We start from the raw sequence: 18069 nt of genomic DNA, 5'->3' as shown, positions 1-18069 counted from the left end.
CATTGTTAGGGATACCTAAACTTGCAAGGGGGCATTTCTTTTGGTTACTGAAGATGATTTGACGATTGAATCCATGCATTATAACCGGTTGTTATTGGCGGTTGATGATGATGATGACGACTCCTCGCGCAAGGCATTGAACTACGCCTGCACGGTTGCCAAGATTTATGACATTCCGTTGGGGATCGTGTCGGTACTTGAAACCGGCGACCTCAATATTTTCCAATCATTGACACCTGATGATGTTGATGCGGCCCGGGAAACACTGGCTAAGGATCTGAACACTTACGTCGAAAAAGCAACGGCATTTGGCGTTCAAAACGCACAACCGATCGTTGCAGAAGGGCGGCCAGCAGCTGCCATTCTTGACGAAGTGATCCCAGCCTTCAAACCGGATTTGGTGATTATGGGTTCTCATGTTCGCCGCGGTCGGTTACGTCTTGGTCATGTTGCGAGCGAAGTTGCTCGCGATGCATCGGTCTCGGTGATTATCGTTCGCTGATTTCGGTCAAGTGCAGCAAAAATGAGCAGTCGTACCGATTCTTCATGGATCGTTGCGACTGCTATTTTCATGGCGGCCAACACCCAACAAGGGGAGGAAGTAACGCATGTACTACCAAAATGTCAGCGTCGGGCAGCTCATCAAACGGGTGAGTCGCTTTACCGTTGAAATTGACCTGAATGGCACCGTCGAACCTGTCCACATGAATAATACCGGACGCAATAAAGAAATTTTGATTCCGGGATCATTAGCCAGTGTCCGCTATGTTGATAACCCAAATCGCAAAACGCATTATGACTTGCTGGCTGTTCAACGGCAAGATCGCTGGATCAACATCGACAGTCTGGCACCCAATCATGTTGCCAAGGAATGTTTAGAAGCTGGCACCTTAAAATTGCCGGGACTCGCTTTGCCATACGCCGTTCATCCAGAATCGACTTGGCGCGATTCGCGACTGGACTTTGCTGGAAAAGCCGCTGATGGCCAGTCGTGGTTTGTTGAAACGAAGGGCGTCACGTTGGCTAATGGCACCCTAGCAGCTTTCCCAGATGCGCCAACAACTCGCGCCGTCAAGCATGTTCATACGCTGACGATGGCGCAGGCAGAAGGGTATCAGGCATTTTTATTGTTCATCGTGCAATTACCGGATATTCGCCAAATGACCATTTATCGGGACCGTTTTCCTGAACTAGTGACTGCCATCACGACTGCTAAACAAAATGGCGTTCGCGTGCTGGCTTATGACACCATGACTGGCCCAGATCAAATCACATTAGGCAACGAAATACCATTCGACGAACACTTGCCTTTTTCAGAGATTAATCTTAACAGCTTGTGAATAATGAAAAAGATCCCATCTAAATTTCATCTATCCTTGACTTTCAGAGAAGCTCTCAAAATTCGAGTCGCTGATTGTCCCTAGCCCATAACCTCATGCGGATACGGGCTTTTTTTGTGCGCATCAATTGCAGAACGTCATGTGACGCTTAATGGCGGCGAAAATGAAAATGAAATTCCGTGATTTGAATCACACACAAACTATCTCTAGAATGGATAGCATTGTTTCAATTCGATGACAAACGTTTTTCAAAACAAGGAGTGAGTAGATGCAACACAAAGTTGAAAGTAATGCCGAGACAAAAATTGAGGTTCGCGGGCTAACCAAGATTTTCGGTAAGCGCGTGAATCGCGCGAAAGAAATGTTGAAGGCCGGCAAGACCAAGCCTGAAATTTTAAAAGCAACCGGCGCAACGGTTGGTGTTGATCGTGCTGATTTTTCGATTAAAACCGGTGAGATTTTTGTGATTATGGGACTTTCCGGTTCTGGTAAATCAACGACCTTACGGATGCTGAACCGGTTGATTGAACCGACAGACGGGCAAGTACTGATTGACGGTGATGACATTGCCAAACTTGATAAGCAGGCATTGCGTGAAGTTAGACGGCAAAAGCTCAGCATGGTTTTCCAAGGCTTTGCCTTACTGCCGAATCGGACCGTTCTGCAAAATGCTGCCTTTGGACTTGAGATTCAAGGGATGGAGAAAGATGAACGCGAGATGAAAGCCAACAAAGCACTCGATTTGGTTGGCTTAAATGGTTTTGCCGATCAATATCCAGATCAGTTGTCTGGTGGCATGCAACAACGTGTTGGTTTAGCCCGCGCGCTGGCTAGCGATGCCGAAATTCTGCTGATGGACGAAGCTTTTTCAGCACTTGATCCGCTGAATCGTCGCGATATGCAAGATGAATTATTGGACTTGCAAGAAGATATGCAAAAAACCATTGTCTTCATTTCGCATGACCTCAACGAAGCGCTCCGAATTGGCGATCACATTATGATTATGAAAGATGGCGAAATCGTTCAGATTGGTACGCCTGAAGAAATTTTGAGCCAGCCTGCTGACGATTATGTTGAGAAATTCATTGAAGGTGTTGATCGCAGCCAGGTTTATACGGCTGCCAATGTGATGATTCGGGCCAACACAGTCAATATTGATAGAGATGGTCCTCGTTTGGCTGCCCGGCGGATGCGGGACAATGAAATTTCAAGTTTGTATGTTGTGGATACTAAACGTAAACTCGTCGGCATTTTGGACGCCGACGACGTGCGGTCAGCTATTGATGCCGGTCAAAAGGATCTGCGCTCAATTGTTAAGTCCGATGTGCCAACGACTAAAATGGATACGCCGTTGGCAGACTTACTAGACGCCGTTTCCACCACACCGGTACCATTTGCAGTGGTAGACGATCATGATCGCTTACGCGGGATCATCATTCGCGGTGCCGTCTTAGGTGCATTATCTGGACAGGAGGTCAATGTCAATGTCTAACATTTTAATCAGCATTCCCACATTACCATTGGCCCACTGGGTCGATTCATTTGTTGCGTGGTTAACCCAGTTTTCCGGCTTCTTCGGGGTTTTAACGAACTTCATCGGCGGCATTGTGAATGCTTTCCAAGCTGTCTTTGATTTTATTCCCATCTGGTTATTCATCATCCTGGTACTAGCGTTAACTTGGTATCTGAAACGCGACCAGAAATATCGCAGCTTACTGATTTTTGAATTACTTGGTTTACTGTTGATTTGGAACCTTGGTTTCTGGCGTGACATGACCCAAACGTTAACCTTAGTGTTGACCGCAAGTTTGTTAGCGATTGTCATCGGGGTTCCGCTGGGAATTTGGGCGGCCGAAAGCAAGTCAGTTTCCGCAGTGGTGAAACCATTGATGGACTTCATGCAGACGATGCCGGCCTTTGTTTACCTGATTCCAGCCGTTGCTTTCTTTGGTATCGGGATGGTACCCGGGGTTGTAGCCTCGGTTATCTTCGCGATGCCACCGACAGTTCGTATGACGCAGCTTGGCATTACGCAAGTACCAGCGGATTTAAATGAAGCAGCGGTCGCATTTGGGGCAACTGGTTGGCAACAATTGTTGAAGGTGCAGTTGCCGTTTGCCCGCGGAACCATTATGGCCGGTATCAACCAAAGTATGATGTTGGCCCTGTCAATGGTTGTTATTGCTTCGATGATTGGTGCGATGGGCTTAGGTACGAAGGTTTACTTTGCAGTCGGCCGTAATGATGCTGGCGGCGGTTTTGTCGCCGGGCTTGCCATCGTGATTTTGGCCATCATTCTTGACCGGATCACGCAAAGTCTCAATCGAAGTCGTTAGGAGGTGGCCGTTTGACTTTTTTGAAAAAGATTGCCGCGGCGCTAGCGGTGTTGATCACAGTCGGTGCACTTGCCGCCTGCAGCAGCACGCAGCCTAAGTATGACGCTAAAGAGCCGCTGGGACCGCAAATCAATTACACCATTACTGGGATTGATGCTGGCGCTGGGGTCATGACCAGTACAGACAAAGCGCTGAAAGCTTATGGTCTTGTGGATAAAAAGTGGCAGTTGCAACCAAGTTCCACCGCCGCTATGACCAGTACGTTGCAAAAGGCGATTGCCGACAAACGTCCGATTGTGGTCACTGGCTGGACGCCGCACTGGATGTTCACCAAGTTTCCACTAAAGTTTCTCAAGGATCCTAAAAATGTTTACGGCAAAACCGAACAGATTCATACAATCGTGCGGAAGGGCCTTAAGCAGGATGCACCGCAAGCTTATCAGGTATTAGATCAGTTCCACTGGACGCCTGAAGAAATGTCCAGTGTGATGCTGGCGGTCAACGGCGGCAAAGATCCTGCCGAGGCAGCCAAAGCTTTCGTTAAGAAGCACCCAGAACAAATCGCACAGTGGACCAAGGGTGTGACGCATGTTAGCGGCAAGCCTAAACTGACGATGACCTATATTGCGTGGGATTCGGAAATCGCATCCACCAATGTTGTTGCAACTGTTTTGCGGCAAATAGGGTATAACGTGACGATTCGGGCAATGGAACCACAACCAGTTTGGGCTTCAGTTGCAACTAAAGCTGCCGATGCTCAGGTTTCTGCTTGGTTACCGAATACGTCAGCAAAACTTTATTCTGATTATAAGAATCAAGTTGTTGATCTTGGCGTGAACTTAGATGGTGCAAAGGTCGGCTTGGCAGTGCCGAAGTATATGAAGAATATTAATAGTATTGAAGATTTGAAATAAGTTTGATGACGGCGAATGCTTTCCTTGATATGGGGGGTTCGCCGTTTTTTTGTTATGCGATTGGGCGGTTTAGATGATGACGGCTAATCGAGCGGAAGCTTAAGACTAACATTCTTTGCCGTGCCAAACTCCGCAATCTCCGGCCAGATGTGGCTTGCGACGCGGAGCTAGAGCGTGACGGCGCTTCGAGCCCAAAGCCCGGTCTCGAAGTCGCCTAACAACATCAGTGACGAAACCCGGTCGCTGTGTTGTTTGCACGGCTGAGCCCCATCTGGCCTACGATTGCTCCGCCTTGGCACTGGTATCTTTAAATCTCAATAAAAATGATCCATGAGAATAAGGCCAACTATTTCAGCTTTGTATGGAAATTGTCGCCTTGTTGTTGGCTGTGAATGATGTCCCAACCTCACCTCGTGCTCTGAACAAAATAATTGCTTTATGCCTAAAACAAATCTAGTATAACCGCGAGAGATACTGAATAACGCGCTCGTCGTCGCAGAAGCCCACATATGTGCCGACTTCTAAGCGTGCCTGTTCGCGATCACTTTTTGGGAGGGATTCTTATGGTAAAGACCATTAAGGCTGGTGTCGCCGCGTTGAAGACACTTGAGAGCTGGGGTGTGACACATGTTTACGGAATCCCCGGCGGTACTTTTAACAATATGATGTATGCGCTGGATGAAGAGAAAGACAATTTAAAGTATATTCACGTCCGACATGAAGAGGTCGGTGCGCTAGCTGCAGTGGCGGATGGTAAATTGACTGGGCATATTGGCGTGGCATTTGGATCAGCGGGACCCGGTGCAACCCATCTATTTCAAGGGGCGTATGACGCTAAAATGGATAAGGTGCCGACGTTATTTCTTGTGGGTCAAGTTGAACAACGCTTCATGAATTACGATTTCTTCCAAGAGCTGGATGAAGATCCGATGTTTCAAGATGCCGCTTTGTATGCGCGGACGGTTACCACGGCGGCTAGTCTGCCGCATATTATTGACGAGGCTATTCGCCGTGCTTATGCCGGCCGTGGAGCTGCGATTGTTGTGATTCCCAATGATTTGGCAGCCGAAGAAATTCCAGCCGATGGCTACTACAGTGCAGCAGCTACCCACGCCACCCCAGTTTTACCAGCTGGCAGCGACGAGCAAGTAGATGCGGCGTTGCGCTTAATTGGCGCAGCGCAACGGCCCGTGATGTACGTTGGCCAAGGCGTCCGTGGGGCTGCTGATACGGTGATGACGCTGGCCAGAAAGCTACAGATGCCAGTCATTACGACAGCACTTGGCAAGCCGATTATCCCTTACGAATTTGAATCACTGCTTGGTTCTGCAGCTCGGGTGGCTTCAAAACCAGCGAATGAAGCGTTGCGAGTTGCTGACTTGATCATGTTTGTCGGTTCAAATTACCCGTTTGCTGAAGTCATGTTCTCACCGAACGCCAAGTTTATTCAGGTCGAGGCAGATTCGAAGACATTGGGCAAGCGCCATCACACAGATGTTGCCATTTTGGCGGATGCTCCGGCAACCTTGAAGAAAATGATTGATCGTAGTGACGATGCACCACGCAGCGGCTGGTATCAAGCCAATGTCGACAACGTGAAAAATTGGCATCAGTATAATGACGATATGATGACCCGGACAACCGGGAAAATGCGCTTCGAACCAGTTTTCGGCCAAATTAACCGCATTGCTACTGATGATGCCATTTTTGCGATTGATGTCGGGGATGTTACCCAAAATGCTGTCCGGTTACTGAAAGTCAATGGGCGCCAAGCGTGGACCACCAGTGGGTTGTTTGCCACGATGGGCGCTGGATTGCCGGCCGCATTAGCCGGTCAATTGAGCTTCCCAAAGCGACAGGTCTTTAACCTGGCTGGGGATGGTGCCGCGGCGATGGTGATGCAGGACTTGGATACCGAAGTCCGTTATCATTTGCCAATCATCAATGTGGTCTTTTCAAATAATGCACTAGGGTACATTGAAGATGAGCAGGAGGACGATGGTCACGAGTGGTTCGGGATCGACATGCCAGCGATTGATTTTGCGACGGTTGCGAAAGGCATGGGTATGACCGGCATTACTGTCACCCAAGTTGACGAATTGCCAGCGGCTTTTGAAACAGCTGAAGCCAACCGGGCTGCCGGCAAACCAACCTTGATTGATGCCAAAATCACCAACGAACGGCCAATTCCAGTTGAGCATCTGCAATTGGATCCTAACCAGTTTGACGCAGACACGATTGCTGCGTTCAAGAAGCGTTACTACGCGGAAAGATTGGTACCGCTGAGTGAATTCTTGAAGACACACAAGGTGCCTGTGGCTTAACTAGTGATTAAAAAATGGATTAAACAACAGTACGGCGCTGGCCGTGCTGTTTTTAATCACCATGCTACTAGTAAGCTAAGTGAGTCAGTTTGGCAAGCGCAATACGTGTTTAGCCGCCTTGAAAAAGGTATCATATGATAAAAGTGGTCATCGCCGATAAAGAATATCATCGCTTTTTGACCAATTATCTAATGAGACGGAGTAAGAAAAATGCCTTTTGCTGAAGTGATTATGAATCCCAGTGCGGGGAATGCCCGCTGGAAAAAGCAATTACCTGAGTTAGTTGCAATCATTGAGTCCCACTTTGCGCCACTGCATATTAGTCAGACGCGCAAGGCTGGTGATGCCAGGTTGGTGACCGAACGACTCATCAAGGCTTATCAACACAAGATGGACGATCTTCAACTGATCGTGATTGGTGGTGATGGGACGCTACACGATGTTGTGAATGGGTTGCAGCGACAAGGTCATCCAGAAGTCGCCATTGGCTATGTGCCAACCGGAACAGGTGATGATTTTGCCCGCGCCAACCATATTCCTCTGGACCCGAAAAAAGCTGCGGCGGCTTTGACAACGGCAATGCCGCATGCCTTGAAAATCGGGGTGGCAGACTCGGCCAAGTACGGGACTCAGTATTTTATTAATAACTTTGGTATTGGCATGGATGCACAAATCGTGTATCAAACAAACCATTCCGATCACAAGGCGGCATTAAATGCCCTAAAGCTTGGTCATCTTTCGTATGCCGCCAGCATTCTGAAAGCACTTCGGCAACAGAAAAGATTTCCCGCGACTTGGCAGGTAGACGGTCAAGGCATGGCGATCGACAACGCTTATCTCAATGTTTTTACCAATCATCCATTCTTGGGTGGCGGGTTGCGACTGTTCCCAAATAAAGCAGATAATCGCAGCACCTTGTCTTTTGTCCAGGTGCATCGCGAAAAATTGGGCATTTTGCTTCAGGTGCTGTTCGCCATTCTCAGCGGCCGTTCCGTTCACCGCGCCATGCACCACGCACAAGGTCAGACATTTGAATTCGCCACGTCAGCGACTGTACCGATTCAAATTGACGGCGAAGAATATTCAACCCCGATTCAGGTGACACTGCATCAAACCAAGCAACTATTTTTGCTGCCAACTTAAAAAAGCGTGCTAGCCGCCTGCAACAAAGACAAGGGTCAGCACACTTCATGAAGTTATTTTTTGCGTAAGAAAATCAATTTTGAGAAGAGATAATTGGCGATCACGATGATGACCTGATCTAAAATTTTGACGAGAATCTCATTACCATGCAGCCAATCGACCCCGATGATCATGATCAAGTTATCCAGCAACAAGGAGACCCCACGCAACACAAGAAAGCTGATTAACTCGAACCAGAACTTTTTCTTACTTGAGTAGTCACTGTGGAAAACGACACTTTTGTTGGCAAAAAAAGCAAAAATGACACTGACGATATTCGCCGTTGTATTGGTCAAAACTAAGCCAATACCAAAATACCGCATGGCGAAGAACGTGACAAAGTTAATCAACGTGGTCAAACCGCCGATAAACAGGTAATTGATGATCATTTCATAACGCTTATAGAGTTGAAAAAGCTTCTTCAAAACAGGCGCCTCCTATGCAAACTTTCAATAGTATACCATGGCAGGTGGGGCATGTAGAACTTCAATTGTGGGGCCATTGTGGGTCGTTCTTGCATGAGTAGATCAGAATACCGTTTTAAAATTAAAATAGAATCTGGAGAGCTGGCGGAGCGGCGATGGGCTCAGTGGTGAAATCCTTGTTGGCGGTTTACCGCCTACAAGGAGGCCGAGCTTCGAGACTGCGCGCGGGTTTTGCGCGTGGGCTCGAAGTCGTGCCCACCACTCTAGCTTCGCGGTCGCCACCCCGAATCGCCGCGTAGCCAGCTCGGACTACAGCGAACATCCCAACGACAGCAGAACAGAAAAACAACTTATTTATCAAAACAACAAACCGCAATTGATCCGTTCACCCAAGCACCCTTGCTTGAATCTCACAACGTTTCAAGGTATGATTTCCCCGAGGAGGATGACGATGACACAATCTAATAAAAAACAGCCACCGCGTAAACATCGTTGGCTTTGGCGAACCATTTTTACGCTCGGTATCCTTCTGGGATTAGCGCTGATCTTCAATGAACCCATTAAATTATTTGTGGTCGATCATCTTAGCCAGTGGACGATGGCACAAGTTGACCGTGACAATGTCAACAAAAATGAAAAACGCAAAGCAACCTTTGATTTCAAAGGGGTCAAAGCGCTTGATATCAATACAGTTGGCAATGCCGCGCTTAACCGTGACCTGCATCCTATTGGCAAAGTTGCCATTCGCAGTGTCGGTTTGAAATTGCCTATTTTTAAAGGGTTATCAAATGAGAATCTCAGTGCAGGGGCAGGCACGATGAAAGCCGATCAAAAAATGGGCGAAGGTAATTACGCTTTAGCTGGTCACTACATGACCAATCAAGGTATTTTGTTTTCACCGCTCAAAAATGTGAAGCAAGACGACATCATTTATATCACCGATATGAAGAAAGTTTACTCGTATAAAGTGACCAGTAAACAGGTTGTTAATGAAACCCAAGTTCAGTGGATTGATGATGTTGCCGGTAAGAAACTGATTACAATGGTGACGTGTGCATCGCCAACTGAAGGCGAAGTGGATCGCATTATTATTCAAGGCCAGCTTCAGTCAGTTAAAAAGGCAACGAAGCAACACTTGAAGGTTTTCTTATAATTTCGGCAAGCGCGAGCGAATGCTTGCGCTTTTTTTGATTTTGCGGCAGGCTTAGTGTATCTCGTTAAGAATGTGGGGAAAAGTATGTCAGGTTACGAAAAGTTCATCAATAATCTTCCGGTTAGGCGCACAGTGGTGTTGTTTTCAGTCTTTCTCTTGTTGTGGTTTGCTCGCAGCATTATGAGCGATATTTTGTTGACCTTCATTTTCGCGTTCCTAGTCAGCCGCTTAGTCCACGCTGTTCAGCGGCATGTTCATATTCGCCCATTTGTGATTGTGGTGCCAGTTTACATACTTGTGATCCTAGGCCTAGTCTACGCTGCAGTGCATTACGTGCCAGCGATTATTCATCAGACGATTGGCTTGTTTAATTCTGTGCAAAACTTTTATAACAGTGAGGCGTTCGCCAACAATCAGGTCATGCAATGGGTGCTGCAAAGCACGAAGAGTCTCAACTTGACGGAACAACTTAAGACTGGCGTGACCACGGTGCTACAATACGCCGGCAATATCGGCGCCATGGGATTGACGCTGTTTGTCTCTTTCATTCTTAGTTTCTTTTTCACGATTGAGCTTGACAGCTTGCCTGCGTTTGGCCAACTGTTTCTGGATTCACCGTTCGGCTGGTATTTCAAAGATCTGCAATATTTCGCGATGAAGTTTATCAATACTTTTGGCGTTGTGATGGAAGCACAAATTTTTATTGCAGTTGTGAATACCGTGATCACAACGATTACGCTACTATTCTTAAAAATGCCGAACACCCCTAGTCTCGCGATTATGGTCTTTTTACTTTCCTTGATCCCAGTTGCCGGAGCGATTATTTCCTTGATTCCGCTCACGATTATTGGTTATACAGTCGGCGGTTGGCAAGATGTTCTCACCATTTTGATCATGATTGCAGCTATTCATGTGCTAGAAGCTTATGTCTTGAATCCGAAGTTCATGAGCAGCCGGACACAGCTGCCAGTTTTCTTTACCTTTGTCGTTTTGTTAGTGGCAGAGCGGTTATTTGGCACTTGGGGATTGATTGTCGGCATTCCGATCTTTACCTTTTTCCTAGATGTATTGGGCGTCAAGAAAATTGCTGGTACGGCGCACAAGCAATCAACATACGCGAGTGTGCCGCAGCCCAAGGAGCACGATGACGATGCATAAACACCGTTGGCTGATTGTGATTGTATTGGCGGTAGCGTTGGTGGCTGCAACGGGCTTAACGATGGCGTGGGTGTATCATCAACGCCAAGCTAGTAAAATTGTGGCGCGTCCGGTGCCGCAAGCGCAAGTCGGCAAACATGCCCAAGCCTTGATTAAGAAAACGGCGTTCACGGGTAGTGTGGCTTTGATTAAAAACGGTCAGATTGTTTATACTGGCGGCGTCGGTGACGCGGATCATGGTCAACATGAAGCCAATAACGGCGAGACAATGTTTCCTTTGGCGTCGGTTGAAAAATACTTAACGGCACTGGTGATCGGTCATTTGATTGCCGAGCACAAACTGTCATTTAATACCAAACTGGCCAAGTTTTTCCCGAAAATTGATCATAGTAAGGACATCTCGATTCGTCAGTTATTAGATCACCGTTCTGGTATTCAAATGGACGAACTAACGCCTGATCAAACCTTAACCTCGGAGCAGGCTATTTTGGACTGGACATTCAAGCAGATGGGATCAACTGGCGACCACAGCTTCATTTATGCTAATGCTAACTATGCAGTGCTAGCGGGGATTGTGCGTCAAGTTACGGGTAAAAGTTTTGCGAATGTCTTACAACAAACGATCATCACCCCGCTACAACTGACGCACACCCATAACTTTACGGCGTTGACGGCGCAGATGCCTGTTGCGCAGGGCTACTTAACAGCCGGTGATAACGATTATCAACCAGATGAGCTGAGCAACGCCCTGTTGTCGACTTTGTTGGGCAGCGGCAGTGTGTATATGAGCGCAACGGACTTGGCTAAAGTCATCATTGCGGCAGAGACTGGGAAAATCATGCCGTTAAAAGTCTATCATCAGCTGATTAACGCCAATTATGGGGATGGTAATCCATATGCCAGTGGCGTGATGTGGTTAGACGACCAGCGGTTATTACAGGGAATGTACAACGACAATCCGGAAAGTTTCAGCACCTTAGCCTATTTTCGAGCCGATGCGAAAAGCGGTGTGGTCTTGTTTGGCAATCATACAATGTCAACTGATACCGTGAGTCTTGCGCAGAACCTAGAGGCATTGGTCAATTGAGTGACGACCAAAAAAATAGGCCTTAAGATCACGACACTACCCATGTGTCAGGTCTTAAGGCCTATTTTTGTCTAAAAAGCCGCTGGATTAAGCAGTAGATACTTGTCTAAAAGTTAAAGCTGCGGCCAAAATCATTGATACCTTGACCAATGCCGCCGAGAATACTTGAAAGGCCGAACGTCATGATGATCAAGAACACGATGACTAGTAAAATACCAACGATTAGATAGGCGTAGATTTTATCAAAACGGTTGGTTGACTGAGCGGTGAACAACATATACGTGCCAGAGATGACGAATAACCCGCTGCCCAGCGATAGCAGCAACCAAATCAGGAAGATTGAACCGATGTTAATCATACCAAGCATTTGCATGAGCAGCGTGAACACTGAGAAAAAGACCATCCAGTTGCAGTGAAAGGCATACTCGGTGGTAAATGTCAGAAAAGATCGGCGCCGATCGCCAAGCATGCCGTTGACGACTAAGTAATAGACGGCGACCACTGCAATCATCAGGACCGCCACTAGAAAGACTAATTTTAGGAAGGTTATCAACACATTACTAGCAATTGCGCCTGGCAATGACGACACTGCGGAACCAGTCATCAAGGCAATGGTTAATGCCAAACTAACAATCGTGATGGCTAAACTGGTTAGTCCAAAATACTGGTGATATGGTCGCGTCACAGTCGCAGGATGTTTAATGCTGTCGACCAGATAGCGCCAGTAACTGCCAGCATACTTTTTGGTAGCCTCCACCGTGGGATTCGGCTCCTCTGGCGGTGTTTGTGCTTGTTGCTGCGTTTGATCAGCCTGCTGGTAAGGCTGCGCTGTCGGTGCTGGTCCTTGAGCCGTTTGCTGACTTTGTGTCTGTGTGCTAGCTGGTTGTGGTGGCACTTGCTGCTGACTGTTGTCAGGCGGGGTGACCTGACTTTGCGCTTGTTGCGGCGTTACGGGTTGATTCTGAGCTGACGATGAAGTTAGACTGCTTGGCACTGAAGATTGTTCGCTAACAGCTGCTGTGTTGGCGGTTGAGGCTTCATTCTCAGAAGTCGGTTGTGCACTTTGAACCGCCGTTTCGGCTGTTGCAACGACACCGGCTAAACTGGTGCCGCATCGGGTACAAAATTTAGCGGTGGCAGTATTATGCGCACCACAATTTGGACAAATCTTAAACATAGTGTTCCCTCCAAAGATATGTATGAGTGCTGAATATAAAGAATGAAATTAAAGTTGTACAAAAAGAGTATAACAAAAAACTGTCTTTATCATTAACGACGATGAAATATTCGATATAACGCGCCTGCGATTAAGGCAAACGCACCGCCAAGTAAGATTAGATCCATGACACCATGAACCAATGACAACAGGCCGCTTGCATTAACCGCAACCTGCATGGCGGGAACTGTCAGATAGACGATAAAGTAAATGACGCTGATGAGCCAAACGCCAGCAATTGATAGCCAAATTTTTTTCACATGAACCTCCAGAAATATTTTCAGTAAAAGGTGACAATTATGATTGTGATGCGTGCTAAAAGTTGCCAAAAGCAAATCAAGCCGCAGTTAATTTGCGTCGTATGTTCTTTTGGCAACAATCCCTTTCCAATATACCAGAGAAAGCGGGTGCGAACTTACTGAAAATGGTGTAACATGAGATTCTGTAAACAGGCAGAAGACTGTCAAATCATAAAAGCGAGGTATTCTCTGATATGGCGAAATTAGTATTGATCCGTCACGGGCAAAGTGAATGGAATTTGTCCAACCAATTTACCGGCTGGGTGGATGTTGATCTGAGTGAAAAGGGTGTCGAAGAAGCAAAGCATGCTGGCCAATTGGTTAAGCAAGCTGGTCTTGAATTCGATCAGGCTTACACCTCAGTTTTGACCCGCGCGATCAAGACCCTGCATTACGTCTTGGAAGAATCCGATCAACTTTGGATTCCAGAAATGAAGACATGGCGCCTGAACGAACGTCACTATGGCGCTTTGCAAGGCTTGAACAAGAAGGAAACCGCTGATAAATACGGTGCCGATCAAGTTCACATCTGGCGTCGTTCGTATGACGTTTTGCCACCATTGTTGAAGGCAACTGACGAAGGTTCAGCTGCTAAGGATCGTCGTTACGCTGATCTTGACCCACGGATCATTCCTGGCGGCGAAAACCTGAAAGTGACCCTCGAACGGGTTATCCCATTCTGGGAAGATCATATTGCACCGGATCTGTTGGCTGGCAAGAATGTTATCATCGCTGCCCACGGTAACTCACTGCGCGCCTTGACCAAGTACATCGAAAACATTTCCGATGCAGACATCATGAACTTGGAAATGGCGACTGGCGAACCTGTTGTTTATGACTTCGACGAAAAGTTGAACGTCAACAGCAAGAACAAGCTGGACTAATCCAAAAATCAATTGCTTAAGTGATTGAAAAAGACGGCTGTCATTGCGACTTTTAGTTGCGAGGATGGTCGTCTATTTGTTTGCGGTCAAATTTGGTTGGGGTTGTTTGACTGGACCATTTACCGTGAGCTTATTGTTTTAAGCATACCAGCGTCTAGACAAAGTGTTCGAATTGTCTTGCAGCTAGTTGCGCCAATTGACTGACTGCTTGATAATCAGATTAACCGATTCGAGAAAAGAGGTAGTCAAGTGGCAAATTATATTCAAGAGATTCGCAGCAAAGTCGGACACATGCCGATTTTCTTAAACGCCGTTGCCGGTGCGGTGGTGAACGAGCAAGGGCAGATATTATTGCAAAAGCGGACAGATGCCGGTAACTGGAGCTTGCCAGGTGGGATGATGGAGTACGGTGAGACCTTTGTCGAAACCTTGCAACGAGAGATGAAAGAGGATGCCGGTTTACTGGTGGAACCAGTCAAGGCACTGCATACTTTCGACCAAGGATTTACAACTTATCCCAATGGTGATCAGGCCCAAATCATCTGCCGTTTTTATCTCGTCAAACCAGTCGGCGGCAGTTTGGCTGAAGCGGATCCCAAAGAAACGTTGGCATTGCAATACTTTGACTTTGATCAACTGCCGCCATTGTTTAATCAACAGTCGCGCGACATGATTAGTTTCGTTCAGGCATATCTGCAAACGCAGCAAGCACACTAGCCGAGGACATGGAAATTCAAGGTGATTTAAGAACTGGACAAAATTTGTTCAGTTCTTTTTGTTAGTTGTTGTTGACATAGACTAACAAAAGGATTAGGCTAGCACAATGTTAGTTAGATATATAAGCAGCTAACTATTTTAAATAGCTGATAACTGGAGGCACATGCATATGCAACGTTCAACCACGATGCTGGCAGCCGAAAAAAGGCAGTCAACACCAAAAAAGTTCGATTTCCGTAGTTTCATGAAACTAATCAGTACCATTCACCCACATTATTGGCAGCTTGGTCTTGGACTGCTTTTGGGATTAGTGGCGACGGCCGGCCAATTAATTGTGCCAACCATTGCCAAGTCGCTGATTAATGCGTTGGGGCATGCGGTCAACATGAATTTGGTGATTGGCGTTGTCGGGCTGTTTATTGGTTCAGCGTTGATCAGCGCGGGTTCAGGCGCCGTTTTAGGCTTTTTTGGCGAAGATGTCGTTGCTAAATTACGCAATAAGCTGTGGGCCAAGCTTTTGGTATTACCAGTCAGTTATTTCGACACCACCAAGTCTGGCGAAATCACGTCGCGACTGGTGAATGATTCTACTCAAGTCAAGGATTTACTCGCCAACTCGGTACCGCGCATGGTCACAGCCTTGATGCAACTGATCGGTGCGCTGATTTTGATGTTGATGATGGATTGGAAAATGACGGCGATTATGTTTGCCGTTGTGCCGCTTGTTATTCTGATCTTCCTGCCAGTTGCCACTCAGTCGCGTAAGATTGCTTTTTCACGACAAGAGAATCTGGCAGCTTTTAGTGGCGAGGCTGGGGATGTGTTGGGCGCTGTGCGCTTGGTCAAAAGTTCCAATGCTGAAGCAGTCGAAAAGAAAACCGGTGATGCCCGCATTGATCGTTTGTATCGCTTGGGCTTGAAGGAAGCAGTTTATGACGCGGTTGCCCAGCCAGTAATGACGACGTTAATGATGGGTATGATTGTGGGCGTGCTCGCATATGGTGCCAGTCGGGTTGCAAGTGGGTCAATGAATATGGGGACCTTGTTTGCTTTCTTAATGTATCTCACCCAGTTGATTGGGCCTTTTTCAACGCTTGGACAGTTTTTTGCTGAGACAGCAAAAGCGAGCGGGTCAACGGCGCGGATTGATGAGTTACTGCAACAACCTGAGGAAAGTCGTACAGGTCGCCCGCTAAAAGATGCCAGTGGTCAAGCTTTGACAATGTCGCATGTCAGCTTTAGTTATGATCAGGAAACGCCGGTGCTAAAAGATGTCACGGTGACAGCGGCACCTAATCAGGTCATTGCCTTTGCCGGTCCGTCTGGTGGTGGCAAGTCAACGATTATCAGTCTTTTAGAACGCTTCTACTCGCCTGATAGCGGCCACATTTTGATCGGGGATCAGGACATCGCAAATCTGAATGTTGAAGATTGGCGTGAACAGATTGGGCTGGTTGGGCAAGATGCAACAATTATGGCAGGTACCATTCGTTATAACTTGACGTATGGGGCAACGCGCAACTATACAGATGAAGAGTTATGGCATGTGCTTGATATGGCGTACGCAAAAACCTTTGTTGAGGCCATGCCGCAGGGACTCGATACTGAAGTCGGCGAACGTGGTGTCAAGGTTTCCGGCGGTCAGCGACAGCGACTCGCCATTGCCCGCGCCTTTCTTCGCGATCCCAAGATTTTAATGCTCGATGAAGCAACTGCTAGTCTTGATGCCGAATCAGAAATGATGGTTCAAAAAGCATTAGCTAAATTAATGCATGGTCGTACAACGATTGTGATTGCCCATCGACTCAGCACGATTATGAATGCTAATCGGATCTACTTCATTGAAAATGGCACGGTGAGCGGAAGCGGCACACATGAGGACCTGATCAAGTCGCATCCAATTTATCGCGAGTATGTTAAAGATCAGTTCGGAAAGGCCGCGTAAACGTTAAAAGTAGGTAGTCTTGGCAAAAACTAACTAACGGATTATACTCATGCTATTAGTTCATGGGATAGTAGACTAACTAAAAGACAAGGAGAATAGCGATGACAAAAACATCAGAAGATTTATTGAAGGCCTTTGGCGGCTTAATTCAAAAGCGTCCATTCATGGGTGCCGTGGCTAGCAGCTTGCGTTTTGGTGATCGACAGCGCCAGCCCAATCAATTAAGACTCTTGCGGCTGCTTGATAATAAAGGTGAACTGACGAATTCAGATTTGGTTGAGGCGTTGGACATTCGGCCAAGTTCGGTTTCCGCTTTAGTTCAGAAACTAGAGGATTTAGGGTTGATCAGCCGCCGCGAGTCCGAAACCGATAAGCGCGTTCAGCTAATTGCGCTCACTGATGACGGCAAAAAATTTATTGAAACGACGGGTAAACTGAAGACGGATTTACCTGATCAAATTTTCAGTGGTTTGTCCGAAGAAGAGCAGGCGCAATTACTGACGTTGATTGAAAAATTGTCTGCCGATTTGGCAACTAGGGATGACCTTAGCTGGCCAGAAGGCAAACAGTTCGATGACATGCGCGAATGGGCCGCACGGTTCCATCACGGTCATCACGAGCATGGCCCACGTCGCGGCTACCCAGGTGGCTTCGGCGGCGGCCCACGAGGCTTTGACCATCGATTCTAAATAGTGACTTGAATGGACAGGCTGCGATTTAATTGACAGCTGTCAATATGGACGGCTGATTTTCCGCAATTCATAGGGAAATCAGTCGTCTTTTGTTTTCTCGCGGATATTTTGGAGAGATTTAAAGATCACAATGCCAAGGCAGAGTAGTCGACGACTAGATGAGGCGGCTCGAAGCACCGGCACCGCGCTAGCCCCGCGTCGTCAGCCCTCTCTGACCAGAGGTTGTGACATTTGGGACGACAAAGAACTTTTAGTCTGCAGCTTTTTCCATGATCCAATCGCGCATCTTTGCTAAAAAGTTGGCCAATACTGACAACTAAGTGAGTTTTCGTTAAAAAACTTCGCCGAAACTTTACTATTAGCCGCGAACCATGCAAGATGAATCTAATAGCATGAA

The 18069-nt window shown here is 47.1% G+C and carries 17 protein-coding genes; 14 read left to right on the top strand and 3 right to left on the bottom strand.

The features are described from left to right. Positions 1-40 precede the first annotated feature (40 nt). The 7 genes from AC07KQ_RS10385 to AC07KQ_RS10355 all read left to right on the top strand — a co-directional run bounded on the left by AC07KQ_RS10385 (position 41) and on the right by AC07KQ_RS10355 (position 8057). Positions 41-502 (top strand): universal stress protein, encoded by a 462-nt coding sequence (locus AC07KQ_RS10385; protein ID WP_003566853.1) that lies wholly within the window; start codon positions 41-43, stop codon positions 500-502. A 106-nt stretch (positions 503-608) separates the two neighbouring features. Then, positions 609-1340, top strand: a complete 732-nt coding sequence (gene sfsA / locus AC07KQ_RS10380) for a DNA/RNA nuclease SfsA (RefSeq protein ID WP_003580410.1) — start codon at positions 609-611, stop codon at positions 1338-1340. 268 nt (positions 1341-1608) lie between these two features. Then, positions 1609-2832 carry a quaternary amine ABC transporter ATP-binding protein gene (locus AC07KQ_RS10375; RefSeq protein ID WP_003571116.1) on the top strand — a complete coding sequence of 408 codons (1224 nt, stop codon included), beginning with the start codon at positions 1609-1611 and terminating at the stop codon, positions 2830-2832. Continuing rightward, a complete protein-coding gene (locus tag AC07KQ_RS10370) occupies positions 2825-3676 on the top strand; it encodes an ABC transporter permease (protein ID WP_003566845.1) in 852 nt (283 codons plus the stop codon). Before AC07KQ_RS10375 ends, AC07KQ_RS10370 begins: the two co-directional genes overlap by 8 nt. Before the next feature lie 11 nt (positions 3677-3687). After that, a complete protein-coding gene (locus tag AC07KQ_RS10365) occupies positions 3688-4590 on the top strand; it encodes a glycine betaine ABC transporter substrate-binding protein (RefSeq protein ID WP_003566843.1) in 903 nt (300 codons plus the stop codon). A gap of 563 nt (positions 4591-5153) precedes the next feature. Continuing rightward, positions 5154-6914 (top strand): pyruvate oxidase, encoded by a 1761-nt coding sequence (gene spxB, locus AC07KQ_RS10360; protein ID WP_003580404.1) that lies wholly within the window; start codon positions 5154-5156, stop codon positions 6912-6914. Between the two features lie 210 nt (positions 6915-7124). Beyond that, a complete protein-coding gene (locus AC07KQ_RS10355) occupies positions 7125-8057 on the top strand; it encodes a diacylglycerol/lipid kinase family protein (protein ID WP_003571110.1) in 933 nt (310 codons plus the stop codon). Between the two features lie 53 nt (positions 8058-8110). Here AC07KQ_RS10355 and AC07KQ_RS10350 read toward each other — a convergent pair whose 3' ends face one another. Further along, on the bottom strand, positions 8111-8521 hold the full coding sequence (locus AC07KQ_RS10350; RefSeq protein ID WP_003566836.1) for a GtrA family protein: 411 nt from the start codon (positions 8519-8521) through the stop codon (positions 8111-8113). 451 nt (positions 8522-8972) lie between these two features. On the opposite strand from AC07KQ_RS10350, the gene AC07KQ_RS10345 reads away from it, so the two are divergent. The 3 genes from AC07KQ_RS10345 to AC07KQ_RS10335 all read left to right on the top strand — a co-directional run bounded on the left by AC07KQ_RS10345 (position 8973) and on the right by AC07KQ_RS10335 (position 11919). Then, positions 8973-9674: a class A sortase gene (locus AC07KQ_RS10345; protein ID WP_003566834.1), complete on the top strand. Its 702-nt coding sequence runs from the start codon at positions 8973-8975 to the stop codon at positions 9672-9674. An 84-nt stretch (positions 9675-9758) separates the two neighbouring features. Next, entirely contained in the window at positions 9759-10832 is a 1074-nt protein-coding gene (locus AC07KQ_RS10340) for an AI-2E family transporter (protein ID WP_003571106.1), read from the top strand. Continuing rightward, positions 10825-11919, top strand: a complete 1095-nt coding sequence (locus AC07KQ_RS10335) for a serine hydrolase domain-containing protein (RefSeq protein ID WP_003580388.1) — start codon at positions 10825-10827, stop codon at positions 11917-11919. The genes AC07KQ_RS10340 and AC07KQ_RS10335 overlap by 8 nt, the downstream gene beginning before the upstream one ends. 106 nt (positions 11920-12025) lie before the next feature. On the opposite strand, the gene AC07KQ_RS10330 is transcribed toward AC07KQ_RS10335, so the two are convergent. Continuing rightward, entirely contained in the window at positions 12026-13096 is a 1071-nt protein-coding gene (locus AC07KQ_RS10330) for a zinc ribbon domain-containing protein (RefSeq protein ID WP_003575963.1), read from the bottom strand. Positions 13097-13188: 92 nt separating this feature from the next. Then, positions 13189-13395: a hypothetical protein gene (locus AC07KQ_RS10325; RefSeq protein WP_003566793.1), complete on the bottom strand. Its 207-nt coding sequence runs from the start codon at positions 13393-13395 to the stop codon at positions 13189-13191. Between the two features lie 233 nt (positions 13396-13628). Here AC07KQ_RS10325 and AC07KQ_RS10320 point away from each other — a divergent pair, with 233 nt between their 5' ends. The 4 genes from AC07KQ_RS10320 (at position 13629) to AC07KQ_RS10305 (ending at position 17669) form a co-directional block, all read left to right on the top strand. Next, entirely contained in the window at positions 13629-14318 is a 690-nt protein-coding gene (locus tag AC07KQ_RS10320; RefSeq protein WP_003566791.1) for a 2,3-diphosphoglycerate-dependent phosphoglycerate mutase, read from the top strand. Between the two features lie 249 nt (positions 14319-14567). Next, positions 14568-15035, top strand: a complete 468-nt coding sequence (locus AC07KQ_RS10315; protein ID WP_003585393.1) for an NUDIX hydrolase — start codon at positions 14568-14570, stop codon at positions 15033-15035. 169 nt (positions 15036-15204) lie between these two features. Then, positions 15205-16980: an ABC transporter ATP-binding protein gene (locus AC07KQ_RS10310; RefSeq protein ID WP_003580380.1), complete on the top strand. Its 1776-nt coding sequence runs from the start codon at positions 15205-15207 to the stop codon at positions 16978-16980. A 101-nt stretch (positions 16981-17081) separates the two neighbouring features. After that, positions 17082-17669 (top strand): MarR family winged helix-turn-helix transcriptional regulator, encoded by a 588-nt coding sequence (locus tag AC07KQ_RS10305; protein ID WP_003566788.1) that lies wholly within the window; start codon positions 17082-17084, stop codon positions 17667-17669. Positions 17670-18069 lie beyond the last annotated feature (400 nt).

This window comes from Lacticaseibacillus sp. YLM2-1 (genome assembly GCF_056583465.1).
This window is presented reverse-complemented; position numbering and strand designations above follow the sequence as displayed.

What these genes read in the sequence shown, in the direction of transcription:
- sfsA (WP_003580410.1), top strand. Translation starts at nt 609, where the DNA reads ATGTACTACCAAAATGTCAGCGTCGGGCAGCTCATCAAACGGGTGAGT.
- AC07KQ_RS10375 (WP_003571116.1), top strand. Translation starts at nt 1,609, where the DNA reads ATGCAACACAAAGTTGAAAGTAATGCCGAGACAAAAATTGAGGTTCGC.
- AC07KQ_RS10370 (WP_003566845.1), top strand. Translation starts at nt 2,825, where the DNA reads ATGTCTAACATTTTAATCAGCATTCCCACATTACCATTGGCCCACTGG.
- spxB (WP_003580404.1), top strand. Translation starts at nt 5,154, where the DNA reads ATGGTAAAGACCATTAAGGCTGGTGTCGCCGCGTTGAAGACACTTGAG.
- AC07KQ_RS10355 (WP_003571110.1), top strand. Translation starts at nt 7,125, where the DNA reads ATGCCTTTTGCTGAAGTGATTATGAATCCCAGTGCGGGGAATGCCCGC.
- AC07KQ_RS10345 (WP_003566834.1), top strand. Translation starts at nt 8,973, where the DNA reads ATGACACAATCTAATAAAAAACAGCCACCGCGTAAACATCGTTGGCTT.
- AC07KQ_RS10340 (WP_003571106.1), top strand. Translation starts at nt 9,759, where the DNA reads ATGTCAGGTTACGAAAAGTTCATCAATAATCTTCCGGTTAGGCGCACA.
- AC07KQ_RS10335 (WP_003580388.1), top strand. Translation starts at nt 10,825, where the DNA reads ATGCATAAACACCGTTGGCTGATTGTGATTGTATTGGCGGTAGCGTTG.
- AC07KQ_RS10330 (WP_003575963.1), bottom strand. Translation starts at nt 13,096, where the DNA reads ATGTTTAAGATTTGTCCAAATTGTGGTGCGCATAATACTGCCACCGCT.
- AC07KQ_RS10320 (WP_003566791.1), top strand. Translation starts at nt 13,629, where the DNA reads ATGGCGAAATTAGTATTGATCCGTCACGGGCAAAGTGAATGGAATTTG.
- AC07KQ_RS10310 (WP_003580380.1), top strand. Translation starts at nt 15,205, where the DNA reads ATGCAACGTTCAACCACGATGCTGGCAGCCGAAAAAAGGCAGTCAACA.
- AC07KQ_RS10305 (WP_003566788.1), top strand. Translation starts at nt 17,082, where the DNA reads ATGACAAAAACATCAGAAGATTTATTGAAGGCCTTTGGCGGCTTAATT.